Genomic DNA, 12,995 nt, shown 5'->3' on the forward strand with positions numbered 1-12,995 from the left:
GAGCGCACGTTGCCGAAGAGGTCCATGTCCTGTGCCGCGGGGGCGGCCGTCCTGCTGGTGGCACTCACCGCCTGCGGCAGCGGCGCACAGCACCGGGGGGCCCAGGCGCCGCCCTCACGGCCCGCCTCCTCCGCACCCGGCACCACCGCCGCGGCCGCGCCCGCCGCCCAGGACCGGCCGGCCGCGTGGGCCAAGTGGGGCCTCAAGCCGCTGCCCGCGGCCCCGGCCGCCCCCGCCGACAAGCCGGTCAAGCTGACCGCCACCGGGCCCGTCCCGGTCTTCAGCGAGGTGCGGACCACCGACAAGGTCGTCTTCATCACCATCGACGACGGCGCCGAGAAGGACCCGAAGTTCGTCGAGATGGCCACCGACCTCAAGGTGCCGTTCTCGATGTTCCTGACCCGGGACATCGTCCGCGGCGACTACGGCTACTTCAAGCCGCTGCAGGCCCTCGGCAACCGCATCCACAACCACTCCGTCGACCACCCCGCGATGAGCCGGCTCTCGCCCGAGCGCCAGAAGTCCGAGGTCTGCGAGGCCCAGACCGCGCTCACCGAGCAGTACGGCACCGCCCCGACGCTCTTCCGCCCGCCGTACGGCGACGGCGCGCACACCCCGTCGCTGGGCGCCGCCGTCCGCGCCTGCGGCCCGCGCGCCGTGGTGCTCTGGCGCGAGTCCATGCAGATCCACGACATGCAGTACCAGGCCGCCGACAAGAAGCTCCGCCCCGGCGACATCATCCTCGCCCACTTCCGCGGCCCCAAGGACCTCAAGGGCGAGACGATGACCACGATGTTCGGCGAACTGCTGGCCCGCATCCAGGAGCAGGGCTTCGCCGTCGGCCGCCTGGAGGACTACATCGCGGCCGGCTGACCCAGCATCATCAGCGGGCCGTCGTCCGTCCGGCTCAGGATCACCGTCACCTCGTGCGGGCCGCTCGGCTTCAACTGCCGGCGCAGCTCCTCCGGGGTGATGGCGATCCCGCGCTTCTTGATCACGACCGTGCCGGCGCCGCGCTCGCGCAGCAGCGCCTTCAGCCGCTTCACGTTGTACGGCTGCACCTCGCCGATCTCGTACGCGTGGGCGAAGGGGGTCGGCACCAGCTCGTCCGCCGTCACGTACGCGATCTGCGGGTCGACCAGCCGGCCGCCCACGCTGCGCGCCACGTCCGCCACCAGGCCGGCCCGGATCACCGCGCCGTCCGGCTCGTACAGGTAGCGGCCGACCGGGCCGGCCCCGGCCCGGTCACCGGTGCCCGAGAGGCTGCCGCCACCCGGCAGCACCGTCGCCCGGTACGGCGCCGCCGCCCCGGTGCCGAACCAGATCACCGCCTCCTTCACCTCGCCGTGGTCGGAGACCCACTCCGCCTCCGCGCCCTCCGGCACCAGCTCGTGCGGGATCCCCGGGGCGACCTTCAGCGCCCCGAACGGCGTCCGCCGCGCCGCCTCCAGCGCCCAGGACAGCGGCGGGGAGTAGGCCTCCGGGTCGAAGACCCGCCCGCGCGCGGTGCGCCGCGCCGGATCGGTGAACACCGCGTCGAAGCCGTCGGTGTCCACCTCGGTGACGTCCGCGCAGCGCACCTCCACCAGCCCGGCGAGGCCGAGCGCCGCCGCGTTGGCCGCGGCCACCGCGCAGGTCAGCGGATCCCGGTCCACCGCCAGCACCGACACCCCGGCCCGGGCCAGCGCGATCGCGTCCCCGCCGATGCCGCAGCACAGGTCCGCCAGCCGCCGCACGCCCAGACCCGCGAACCGGGCCGCCCGCCACTCGGCGACGCTGCGCCGGGTGGCCTGCTCGACGCCGTTCGGGGTGAAGAACATGAGGTCGGCGTCCGCGCCGAACTTGGCCCGCGCGCGCTGCCGCAGCCGGGCCTGCTCGAAGGCGGCCCGCACCAGCTCCGCCGGGTGGTCCCGGCGCAGCCGGGTGGCCAGCGCCAGCTCCCGGTCGGGGGTGAACTCCCGCAGTTCGGCGAGCAGCGCCCGCCCCTCGTCGGTCAGCAGCGCCCGGAACGATTCGATCTCCACCCGGTCATTCTCTCCCGGGTCTCCCCGGGTCCCGCCGGGTCCCGCCGGGTCCGGGGCGCGGCCGCCGCTCAGTGGCCGAGCACGGACAGCGCGCCGGCGACCAGCGCCGGTCCGACGACCACCAGGGCCACCGGTGCGATCCGGTACCCGCGGCGCACGCTCACCGCGATCGCGGTGAGCGGCACGGCCACCGCGGCGGCCAACACGCCGATGCACGCCGCCACCACGCCGATGCCGCTGTCCGGGGTGGCCAGCGCGAACAGCAGGACGATCAGGGCGTACACCGCGCCGGTGCCGAGCGCCGTCTCGACGGCGAGCAGCCAGGCGGTGTGCAGGAGGTCCCGGGTGACGGAGGGTCGGATCGCGGTCATGCAGCCATCGTCCCAGCCGCGCCGGTGCCGCACATGAGTACGACTACTCACCCGCACCCGGGGACACCGGGCGACTGGCGTTGGCACTCTGGTTGACTGAGTGCTAACGGCGGCCTATGGTCGTTCCTGGCACTCCCCCCGGGGGAGTGCCAACGCGACGGAGCGCGCCTGACCCCCGCGACGGCAGGCCTGCGGACATCGCCCTTCCCTGTTAGACAACCCCGTAATCTCCGAAGGGGAGCTCGGACGTGACCACCAGCAGCAAGGTTGCCATCAAGCCGCTCGAGGACCGCATCGTGGTCCAGCCGCTCGACGCCGAGACCACCACGGCCTCCGGCCTGGTTATCCCGGACACCGCCAAGGAGAAGCCCCAGGAGGGCGTCGTCCTGGCCGTCGGCCCGGGCCGCTTCGAGGACGGCCAGCGCCTGCCGCTCGACGTCGCCGTCGGTGACATCGTCCTGTACTCCAAGTACGGCGGCACCGAGGTCAAGTACCAGGGCGAGGAGTACCTCGTCCTCTCGGCCCGCGACGTTCTCGCCATCATCGAGAAGTAAGCCGTAACGGCCCGCCCCGGAACCGCGTCAGCACTGACCCGGGCCGGGGCGTGCTTGTTGGTCCATACCGTAAGACCCTGAGGAAACGGGAACATGGCGAAGATCCTGCAGTTCGACGAGGACGCCCGCCGCTCGCTGGAGCGCGGTGTCAACAAGCTGGCCGACACGGTCAAGGTGACCATCGGCCCCAAGGGCCGCAACGTCGTCATCGACAAGAAGTTCGGCGCCCCCACCATCACCAACGACGGTGTGACCATCGCCCGCGAGGTCGAGCTCGACGACCCGTACGAGAACCTCGGCGCGCAGCTGGTCAAGGAGGTCGCCACCAAGACCAACGACGTCGCGGGCGACGGCACCACCACCGCCACCGTGCTCGCCCAGGCCCTGGTCAACGAGGGCCTGCGCAACGTCGCCGCCGGCGCCGGCCCGGCCGCCCTGAAGAAGGGCATCGACAAGGCCGTCGCCGCCGTCTCCGAGCACCTGCTCTCGGTGGCCCGCGAGATCGAGGGCAAGGACGACGTCGCCGCCGTCGCGTCCCTCTCCGCCCAGGACACCCAGGTCGGCGAGCTCATCGCCGAGGCGATCGACAAGGTCGGCAAGGACGGTGTCATCACCGTCGAGGAGTCCAACACCTTCGGCGTCGAGCTCGAGTTCACCGAGGGCATGCAGTTCGACAAGGGCTACCTGTCGCCGTACTTCGTGACCGACGCGGAGCGCCAGGAGGCGGTCCTCGACGACCCGTACATCCTGATCAACCAGGGCAAGATCTCCTCCATCCAGGAGCTCCTGCCGCTGCTGGAGAAGATCCTGCAGGGCGGCTCCCGCCCGCTGCTGATCATCGCCGAGGACGTCGACGGCGAGGCGCTGTCCACCCTGGTGGTCAACAAGATCCGCGGCACCTTCAACGCGGTGGCCGTCAAGGCCCCCGGCTTCGGCGACCGCCGCAAGGCGATCCTCGGCGACATCGCCGTCCTCACCGGCGCGACCGTCATCTCCGAGGAGGTCGGCCTCAAGCTCGACCAGGCCGGCCTGGACGTGCTCGGCACCGCCCGCCGCATCACCGTCACCAAGGACGAGACCATCCTCGTCGACGGTGCCGGCGACTCCGAGGCCGTGGCCGGCCGCGTCGGCCAGATCAAGGCCGAGATCGCCTCCACCGACTCCGACTGGGACCGCGAGAAGCTGCAGGAGCGCCTGGCCAAGCTGGCCGGCGGCGTCTGCGTCATCAAGGTCGGCGCCGCCACCGAGGTGGAGCTGAAGGAGCGCAAGCACCGCCTCGAGGACGCCATCTCGGCGACCCGCGCCGCGGTCGAGGAGGGCATCGTCGCCGGTGGCGGCGCCTCCCTCGTGCACGCCGCCAAGGTCCTCGACGGCGGCCTGGGCCTGTCCGGCGACGAGGCCACCGGTGTCGCGGTCGTCCGCAAGGCGCTGGCCGAGCCGCTGCGCTGGATCGCCCAGAACGCCGGCCTGGAGGGCTACGTCATCACCTCCAAGGTCGCCGACCTGGAGACCGGCCACGGCTACAACGCCGCCACCGGCGAGTACGGCGACCTGGTGAAGGCCGGCGTCATCGACCCGGTCAAGGTCACCCGCTCGGCCCTGGAGAACGCCGCCTCCATCGCCTCCCTGCTCCTCACCACCGAGACCCTCGTGGTGGAGAAGAAGGAGGAGGAGGCCGACAACGGTCACGGCCACTCGCACGGCGGCCACGGCCACTCCCACTGACGCGAGTCGCTCCCCGGAGGCCCGGCTCCTCCCGCCCACCCGGCGGGAGGAGCCGGGCCTCCGGCGTTCCCGGGAAGAGCGACCCCTCAGGGGCGCGGGGAACTGTGCGATCCGGGACGGGCCCACCCGGCGCGGACGGGCAAGGACAGCACGGGCGCGCGGGGGCATGCCGGCCGGGGCCGGAGGAGGACCGCGCGAAGGGGCAAGGACCCGTACCCGGGCATCCCTGCCGGGGCCGTGGCGCCGCACGGGGGAAGCGGCGGGGGTGCTGCCCCTGCGCCTCGCGCAGTGCGCCGCGCGCCTGCGGGGGATTCCCCCGGCGTCGGGGGGCGTCCCGGGTGATCCGTTCGCTTCCGGCAGGGTCAAAGGGTGGCTTATAACTGAGCCATGATCGAGGCCCGCCACCTCCGAGTGCTCCGCGCTGTCGCCCGCACCGGTTCCTTCTCCGCCGCCGCGCGCGAGCTGGGCTGCACCCAGCCCGCCGTGAGCCAGCAGATGAAGGCCCTGGAGAAGTCGGTGGCCACCCCGCTGGTGGTCCGCTCCGGCAAGGGCATGCAGCTCAGCGAGGCCGGCGAGGTGCTGCTGAAGCACGCCTCCGGCATCCTGGCGGGCCTGTCCGCCGCGGAGGAGGAGGTCGCGGCGATCGCCGGCCTCCGCTCGGGCCGGGTGCGCCTGGTGTCCTTCCCGACGGCGAGCTCCACGCTGGTGCCGAAGGCGGTGGCCCAGCTCCGGGCGGCGCGCCCGGGCATGCGCGTGTCGCTGGTCGAGGCCGAGCCGCCGGAGTCCCCGGCGATGGTGCGGGCGGGGGAGTGCGAGGTGGCGCTGGCGTTCCGCTACCCGGACTCGCAGGGCGGTGCCGCGGTGGTGCCGTCCCCGCACGCCTCGGCCCGCGAGGCCAGGGCCGAGGCGGCGCTGGAGGCCGCGGCGTCCGCGGCCGCGACCGACTGGTCCGACCTGGTGGTGCAGCCGCTGCTGGACGACCCGATGGTGGTGCTGGTGCCGGCCGGGCACCGGCTCGCGGGCCGGGACGGCGTCCCGGTGGGGGTGGGCGAGCTGGCGGACGAGCAGTGGATCGCGGGCTGTCCGCAGTGCCGGGGCCACCTGGTGGAGCTGTGCGCGGGTGCCGGCTTCCAGCCCCGGATCGACTTCGCGACCGACGACTACCCCGCGGTGGTGGGCCTGGTGGCGGCCGGGCTGGGGGTGGCGGTGCTGCCGGGCATGGCGCTGGACGCGGTGCGGCGCGACGGGGTGGCGGTGGTGCCGCTGGAGACGGCCGCGGGCGAGCCGGTGCGCCGGGAGGTGGTCGCGCTGACCCTGCCGGACCTGGCGGGGGTGCCCGCGGTGGGGCTGATGCTGGATCAGCTGGCGGCAGCGGCCGCCGCCCGCTGATCGGTCGACGGCCGTCCGTCCTGGTCGCCGCTGAAACGTTTCTTCATGGCCGGTCCGGCCGGATCCCGCTGCGCCGAGCCCTGGCCGCGCGTCACTGCCGGACGTTCGCCGGCATCGCCAGCGGCACCTCGGCCAGCTGCCTGTTCCGCGAGCGGCCCAGCAGCTCCTCGCGCTCGTCCTCGGTCAGTCCGCCCCACACGCCGTACGGCTCCCGGACGGCCAGGGCGTGTGCCGCGCACTCGGCCCGCACGGGGCACCGCATGCAGACCTCCTTGGCACTGGCCTCGCGCGAGCTGCGCGCGGCCCCGCGCTCGCCCTCGGGGTGGAAGAAGAGAGAACTGTCGACGCCGCGGCAGGCGGCGGAGAGCTGCCAGTCCCAGAGGTCTGCGTTGGGGCCGGGGAGGCGGGAGAAATCTGCCATGGCTCATTCCCTTCAATGACTCAGGACTCGGGCTCGGATCGACGCGGTTGCAAAAAGGTCTCGGGGCCCGCCCGCTGCGGCGAGGCTGCTCGGGGCCGGTACGGACACCTGGAAATATGACTTACGGCTCCCAACAGGACAAGTCACCCACACACCGACACAACAGTCAATGACCGTATAGAAGCTATAAAAACGGACAAACGGGGCATGGTGGTGGTCAGGCTCCGCGTGGCAATCGGGTGGCAGTGCGCCGGTCGTCCCCGGGTACGGGCCCGGGACGTCGGGTGCGCGCGCCATGCGGACCGCGCGTCCGCTGCACGAATCTGCGGCGTGTGCACCGCGAGGCGCATGATCCGTGATGGGTCGGCCACGTACAGTGGTGGCGATGGCCCCGAAGGCCGTAACTCATTCGAGTGACGGTCGTTGGATGTACGGAGGCGGTTAGCAAGCGCTGGACGTCGGGAACGATCGCGGTGGCATCGGCGATCAGAACGGGGTCCGTCGCCAGTCGGCCGTGTCGGAGAGGTTTCGTACCAGCCAGGAGGCTCAACGTGACGCGGATCAGCTGCGGAGGACGGTCATGACATCCGTACTCGTCTGCGACGATTCCCCGCTCGCCCGGGAGGCGCTTCGCCGAGCGGTCGCGACCGTGCCCGGCGTCGACCGGGTGACCACTGCGACGAACGGTGAGGAGGTCCTCCGCCGCTGGGTGGCCGACCGCTCCGATCTCGTTCTGATGGACGTCCGGATGCCCGGCCTCGGCGGGGTGGAGACGGTCCGGCGGCTGCTGTCCGCCGACCCGGGCGCCCGCATCATCATGCTCACCGTCGCCGAGGACCTGGACGGCGTGGCGCTCGCGGTCGCCGCCGGCGCCCGCGGCTACCTGCACAAGGACGCCTCGCGCGCCGAACTGCGGGCCACCGTCACCCAGGCGCTCGCGGACCCGACGTGGCGGCTCGCGCCGCGTCGGCTGCGCAGCCCCGACATGGGGGCGGCGCCGACGCTGACGGCCCGTGAGATCCAGGTGCTGGAGGGCATGAGCCACGGCCGGAGCAACGCGGAGATCGGCCGCGAGCTGTTCCTCTCCGAGGACACGGTCAAGACGCACGCCCGGCGCCTGTTCAAGAAGCTCGGCGCGTCGGACCGCGCGCACGCCGTGGCGCTCGGCTTCCGCTGGGGCCTGGTCCGCTGACGGGGCGGCCGCGCCGCGGCTCCCCGGGCCCGGACGTGTGACGTCGTGGTCCCGAGGCTGCACCATGGAGGAGTGGAGCACCTCGGGAACCAGCGGACGGGTACTGCGGAGACGAGTGCAGCCGCAGCAGGAACGACGGGCACAGGGGCGGGAGGCGGTGCGGTGGGTACGGCGATCACGCATAACGTTCCGATGCACAACTCCGGACGCGGTGCCGCGTTCGCCGGAACGACCAGGCACCATGGACCGATGCGTGACGACGAGGCCGGCGCCCCCGGCGAGGCCCGGCCCGACCCGGCTCCGCCCAGCGGTCCGGGCGATGCGTCGTACGCGGACACCGGCGCACCGCGCCGGCCCGTGCTCGGCAGCGGGGCGTCGCCCCAGCTGAACGAGGTCGTGGCCGCCGCCGTCGCCGGCGAGGGCCCGGCCGTGGACGCCCTGCTCGCCTACGTCCACCCGCTGGCGCTGCGCTACTGCCGGGGCCGGCTCGTCCGGCTGCCCGGCGGCGCCCGGCACCACGTGGACGACGTGGTGCAGGAGGTCTGCGTGGCGGTGCTCTGCGCACTGCCGCGCTACCGCGACGAGGGTCGGCCGTTCGAGGCCTTCGTGTACGGCATCGCCGCGCACAAGATCGCCGACCTGCAGCGGGCCGCGATGCGCGGCCCCGGTTCCACCGTGATCCCGCCCGACGACCTGCCGGAGACCCCGGACGAGTCGCTCGGCCCGGAGGAGCGCGCCCTGCTCAGCAGCGACGCCGCCTGGATCAAGGAACTGCTCTCCAACCTGCCGGCCCGCCAGCGCGAACTCGTGCTGCTGAGGGTGGCCGCCGGGCTGTCCGCGGAGGAGACCGGCGAGGTGCTCGGGATGTCCCCGGGCGCCGTCCGGGTCGCCCAGCACCGTGCGCTCAGCCGACTTCGCGCGCTCGCGGAAGAGTCCTCCTGACTTCTGTGTTGTCAAGGAGAGCGCCAACCGACACTCCGGACACCAGTACCATGAGGTATCGGCGCCTGGGCAGGTCGCCAAAGTTTCGTGGGTGCGACCGGGGTTCCCTTGGAGGAACCTCCGAGCATTGCGGCGTCTTGGCGGTCCGCCCGTGCCGGTGTGCGCGGGTGCGGCGACGGTCCTGACCCAGGCCGACGCCCCGCCCTCCTGAGACCAATGCTCCGGACACCCTCAGCCGGAAGCGATCAGATCAACGGCCGCCACGGAAGGTCCCCACACAATGTCTTACAACGCCGCAGGCGTACCCGAGAAGTTCGCGATGCTCGGACTCACGTACGACGACGTCCTGCTGCTGCCCGGGGCCTCCGAGGTGCTGCCGAACCAGGTCGACACCTCCTCGCGGGTCTCCCGCAACGTCCGGGTGAACATCCCGCTGCTCTCGGCGGCGATGGACAAGGTCACCGAGTCCCGGATGGCCATCGCCATGGCCCGCCAGGGCGGCGTCGGCGTGCTGCACCGCAACCTGTCGATCGAGGACCAGGTCGGCCAGGTCGACCTCGTCAAGCGCTCCGAGTCCGGCATGGTCGCCGACCCGATCACCGTCGGCCCGGAGGCCACCCTCGCCGAGGCCGACGCCCTCTGCGCGCGGTTCCGGATCAGCGGCGTGCCGGTGGCCGACCCCGAGGGCCGCCTGCTGGGCATCGTCACCAACCGCGACATGGCCTTCGAGACGGACCGCACCCGCCAGGTCCGCGAGATCATGACCCCGATGCCGCTGATCACCGGCAAGGTCGGCATCTCCGGCGAGGACGCCATGGCGCTGCTCCGCCGCCACAAGATCGAGAAGCTGCCCCTGGTCGACGAGGACGGCCGGATCAAGGGCCTCATCACGGTCAAGGACTTCGTCAAGGCCGAGCAGTACCCGAACGCCGCCAAGGACTCCGAGGGCCGCCTGCTGGTCGGCGCCGCCGTCGGCGCCTCCGCCGAGGCCTTCGACCGCGCCCAGGCCCTGGTCGGCGCCGGCGTCGACTTCCTGGTCGTCGACACCTCGCACGGCCACAGCCACAACGCCCTCGCCTGGATCGCCAAGATCAAGGCGGCAGTCAAGGTCGACGTCATCGGCGGCAACGTCGCCACCCGTGACGGCGCCCAGGCGCTGATCGACGCCGGTGTCGACGGCGTCAAGGTCGGCGTCGGCCCCGGCTCCATCTGCACCACCCGCGTGGTCGCCGGCATCGGCGTGCCGCAGATCACCGCCATCTACGAGGCCGCCCTCGCCTGCCGCGCGGCCGGCGTGCCGGTGATCGGCGACGGCGGCCTGCAGTACTCCGGCGACATCGGCAAGGCGCTCGCCGCCGGTGCCGACACCGTGATGCTCGGCTCGCTGCTGGCCGGCTGCGAGGAGTCGCCCGGCGAGCTGCAGTTCATCAACGGCAAGCAGTACAAGTCCTACCGCGGCATGGGCTCGCTCGGCGCCATGCAGTCCCGCGGCCAGGGCCGCTCCTACTCCAAGGACCGCTACTTCCAGGCCGAGGTCGCCTCGGACGACAAGCTCGTGCCCGAGGGCATCGAGGGCCAGGTGCCCTACCGCGGCCCGCTGTCGGCGGTGCTGCACCAGCTGGTCGGCGGCCTGCGGCAGACCATGGGCTACGTCGGCGCGGCCACCGTCGCCGAGATGGAGAGCAAGGGCCGGTTCGTCCGGATCACCGCGGCCGGCCTCAAGGAGAGCCACCCGCACGACATCCAGATGACCGTCGAGGCGCCGAACTACAGCAGCCGCTGAGCGACCGGCACGACCGCACCCCCAGGGGCGCGCGGGGAGGTCTCCCCGCGCGCCCCTGGCGCATGCCCGTGTCGCGGACGGTGGGGGCGGCCGCCGGGACCGGTGCGGGATACTGGGGGGCGGCCGGGGTGACCCGGCCGGCAGATGCACAGCAGCAGAAGGGCTCGAAGTGACTGAGATCGAGATCGGGCGAGGCAAGCGCGGCCGCCGGGCGTACGCCTTCGACGACATCGCCGTCGTCCCCAGCCGCCGTACGCGGGACCCGAAGGAGGTCTCGATCGCCTGGCAGATCGACGCCTACCGCTTCGAGCTGCCCTTCCTGGCGGCCCCGATGGACAGCGTGGTCTCGCCCCAGCAGGCCATCGCCATCGGCAGGCTCGGCGGCCTCGGCGTGCTCAACCTCGAAGGCCTCTGGACCCGCTACGAGGACCCGCAGCCGCTGCTGGAGGAGATCGCCGCCATCTCCGACGAGGCCGACGCCACCCGCCGCCTGCAGGAGATCTACGCCGAGCCGATCAAGGCCGAGCTGATCGGGCAGCGGATCAAGGAGGTCCGCGACTCCGGCGTGGTCACCGCCGCCGCCCTCTCGCCGCAGCGCACCGCCGAGTTCTCCAAGGCCGTCGTCGACGCCGGTGTGGACGTGTTCGTGATCCGCGGCACGACCGTCTCTGCCGAGCACGTCTCCTCGGCCGCCGAGCCGCTCAACCTCAAGCAGTTCATCTACGAGCTCGACGTGCCGGTCATCGTCGGCGGCTGCGCCACCTACACCGCGGCGCTGCACCTGATGCGCACCGGCGCGGCCGGCGTGCTGGTCGGCTTCGGCGGCGGCGCCGCCCACACCACCCGCAACGTGCTGGGCATCCAGGTGCCCATGGCCACCGCGGTCGCCGACGTGGCCGCCGCCCGCCGCGACTACATGGACGAGTCCGGCGGCCGCTACGTGCACGTCATCGCGGACGGCGGCGTCGGCTACAGCGGCGACATCGCCAAGGCCGTCGCCTGCGGCGCGGACGCGGTGATGATCGGTGCGGCGCTGGCCCGTGCCACCGACGCGCCCGGCAAGGGCCACCACTGGGGCATGGAGGCCGTGCACGACGACGTCCCGCGCGGCAAGAAGGTCGACCTGGGCACCGTGGGCACCATCGCGGAGATCCTCACCGGCCCGTCGCACACCCCGGACGGCACCATGAACCTCTTCGGCGCGCTGCGCCGGGCCATGGCCACCACCGGCTACTCGGAGCTCAAGGAGTTCCAGCGGGTCGAGGTCACCGTCAACCCGGCGCTGCACGGCTGATCCGCCGCTGCTGCTGCCCCCGGAGCCCCCCGGCGGCCCCCCCACGTTCCCGCCCGCCCCCGGGGTGCCGGCCGCCGGCCGCCGGGACGTGGTGACGGTGTGTCAGCACGGCATCCAACGTGGAGTGATCGTGCGCCGGAGTGGGAGAATTCGTGAACGCGTGCGAGTCGATGGGACGATCGATCCGCGCGTGCCAGTGCTTTTTCGGCCACGAACGGGACGCGGGCCGGCCGCGGACCGTCCGAAGGGCGTGGGGCCGATTGGTCCCGGGCCGAAGCGACAGGGGATGATGGGCACTTGGCGTTCTGGGCCCCGGGTGCGCCGCCCGCTGCGGCCGGACGCGCCGTCATGACCACACGGCCAGCAACACATGGGGGAGCGCACCGATGACGCAGCCGCAGGAGCCCACCGGCCGTCTGCTCGCCGGCCGGTACCGCTTGAACGACGTCCTCGGCCGTGGCGGGATGGGCACGGTCTGGCGGGCCGAGGACGAGATGCTCGGCCGGATCGTCGCGGTCAAGGAACTGCGGATGACCGACGCCGTCGACGAGGACGAGAAGCACCGCCTGATCGTCCGGACCCTGCGCGAGGCCAAGGCCACCGCGCGGATCCGGCACACCGCCGCCGTCACCGTCTTCGACGTGGTCGAGGAGGACGAGCGGCCCTGGATCGTCATGGAGCTGGTCGAGTCCCGCTCCCTCGCCGACGTCATCAAGGACGACGGCCCGCTGGAGCCCGCCCGCGCCGCCGCGATCGCCCTCGACGTGCTGGGCGTGCTCTGCGCCGCCCACGAGCACGGCATCCTGCACCGCGACGTCAAGCCGTCCAACGTGCTGATCGGCGACGACGGCCGGGTGGTGCTCACCGACTTCGGCATCGCGAGCGTCGAGGGCGACACCTCCGTCACCTCCACCGGCATGCTGGTCGGCGCCCCCTCGTACATCTCGCCGGAGCGGGCCAAGGGCAGGAAGCCCGGCCCGCCGGCCGACATGTGGTCGCTCGGCGGCACGCTCTACTCGATGGTCGAGGGCAAGCCCCCGTACGACCGCGGATCGGCGCTCGCCACGCTCACCGCCGTGATGACCGAGGACCTCGCCCCGCCGCTCAACGCCGGCCCGCTGCGGCCGGTCATCGAGGGGCTGCTGGAGAAGGACCCGGACCGGCGCCTGGACGCCTCGGCGACCCGCGCCCAGCTGCGGCGGATCGTCGCCGAGTCCACCGCCCGGGCCGAGGCCACCACCCAGCAGGCCGTCCCGCTGGCCGGTGCCGAGCGCACCACGACGGGGGGGGGGGGGGCGGG

12 protein-coding genes are annotated in these 12,995 nt (G+C 72.9%); 9 read left to right on the top strand and 3 right to left on the bottom strand.

Going from position 1 to position 12,995, the window contains the following annotated elements:
• Positions 1 to 24 precede the first annotated feature (24 nt).
• Positions 25 to 873, top strand: coding sequence for a polysaccharide deacetylase family protein (locus ABD353_RS01100; protein WP_344621505.1), 849 nt, complete (start codon positions 25 to 27; stop codon positions 871 to 873).
• Here the strand turns inward: ABD353_RS01100 and ABD353_RS01105 are convergent.
• Complete coding sequence (locus tag ABD353_RS01105) at positions 855 to 2,024, bottom strand: THUMP-like domain-containing protein (protein ID WP_344621506.1); 1,170 nt, start codon at positions 2,022 to 2,024, stop codon at positions 855 to 857. The two genes, ABD353_RS01100 and ABD353_RS01105, sit on opposite strands and share 19 nt — an antisense overlap.
• 68 nt (positions 2,025 to 2,092) lie before the next feature.
• The gene (locus ABD353_RS01110; RefSeq protein WP_344621507.1) at positions 2,093 to 2,395 is read right to left on the bottom strand and encodes a hypothetical protein; all 303 of its coding nucleotides are present in this window, start codon (positions 2,393 to 2,395) and stop codon (positions 2,093 to 2,095) included.
• A 248-nt stretch (positions 2,396 to 2,643) separates the two neighbouring features.
• On the opposite strand from ABD353_RS01110, the gene groES reads away from it, so the two are divergent.
• The 3 genes from groES (at position 2,644) to ABD353_RS01125 (ending at position 6,063) form a co-directional block, all read left to right on the top strand.
• Entirely contained in the window at positions 2,644 to 2,949 is a 306-nt protein-coding gene (gene groES, locus ABD353_RS01115; protein WP_014136232.1) for a co-chaperone GroES, read from the top strand.
• 93 nt (positions 2,950 to 3,042) lie between these two features.
• The gene (gene groL, locus ABD353_RS01120; protein WP_263104981.1) at positions 3,043 to 4,674 is read left to right on the top strand and encodes a chaperonin GroEL; all 1,632 of its coding nucleotides are present in this window, start codon (positions 3,043 to 3,045) and stop codon (positions 4,672 to 4,674) included.
• 387 nt (positions 4,675 to 5,061) lie between these two features.
• A complete protein-coding gene (locus ABD353_RS01125; RefSeq protein WP_344621508.1) occupies positions 5,062 to 6,063 on the top strand; it encodes a LysR family transcriptional regulator in 1,002 nt (333 codons plus the stop codon).
• A 91-nt stretch (positions 6,064 to 6,154) separates the two neighbouring features.
• On the opposite strand, the gene ABD353_RS01130 is transcribed toward ABD353_RS01125, so the two are convergent.
• Positions 6,155 to 6,484: a WhiB family transcriptional regulator gene (locus tag ABD353_RS01130; protein ID WP_030263366.1), complete on the bottom strand. Its 330-nt coding sequence runs from the start codon at positions 6,482 to 6,484 to the stop codon at positions 6,155 to 6,157.
• Between the two features lie 580 nt (positions 6,485 to 7,064).
• Here ABD353_RS01130 and ABD353_RS01135 point away from each other — a divergent pair.
• The 5 genes from ABD353_RS01135 to ABD353_RS01155 all read left to right on the top strand — a co-directional run.
• Positions 7,065 to 7,676, top strand: a complete 612-nt coding sequence (locus tag ABD353_RS01135; RefSeq protein WP_014136228.1) for a response regulator transcription factor — start codon at positions 7,065 to 7,067, stop codon at positions 7,674 to 7,676.
• Positions 7,677 to 7,925: 249 nt separating this feature from the next.
• On the top strand, positions 7,926 to 8,618 hold the full coding sequence (gene shbA, locus ABD353_RS01140) for an RNA polymerase sigma factor ShbA (protein WP_344621509.1): 693 nt from the start codon (positions 7,926 to 7,928) through the stop codon (positions 8,616 to 8,618).
• A gap of 280 nt (positions 8,619 to 8,898) precedes the next feature.
• The gene (gene guaB / locus ABD353_RS01145; protein WP_344621510.1) at positions 8,899 to 10,401 is read left to right on the top strand and encodes an IMP dehydrogenase; all 1,503 of its coding nucleotides are present in this window, start codon (positions 8,899 to 8,901) and stop codon (positions 10,399 to 10,401) included.
• A gap of 169 nt (positions 10,402 to 10,570) precedes the next feature.
• Positions 10,571 to 11,695 (top strand): GuaB3 family IMP dehydrogenase-related protein, encoded by a 1,125-nt coding sequence (locus ABD353_RS01150; protein WP_344621511.1) that lies wholly within the window; start codon positions 10,571 to 10,573, stop codon positions 11,693 to 11,695.
• Between the two features lie 386 nt (positions 11,696 to 12,081).
• Positions 12,082 to 12,995: serine/threonine-protein kinase (locus tag ABD353_RS01155; protein ID WP_344621512.1), on the top strand; the 914-nt coding region annotated here is incomplete at its 3' end.

It is taken from the genome of Kitasatospora arboriphila (assembly GCF_039528095.1).
Classification (GTDB): Bacteria; Actinomycetota; Actinomycetes; order Streptomycetales; family Streptomycetaceae; genus Kitasatospora; species Kitasatospora arboriphila.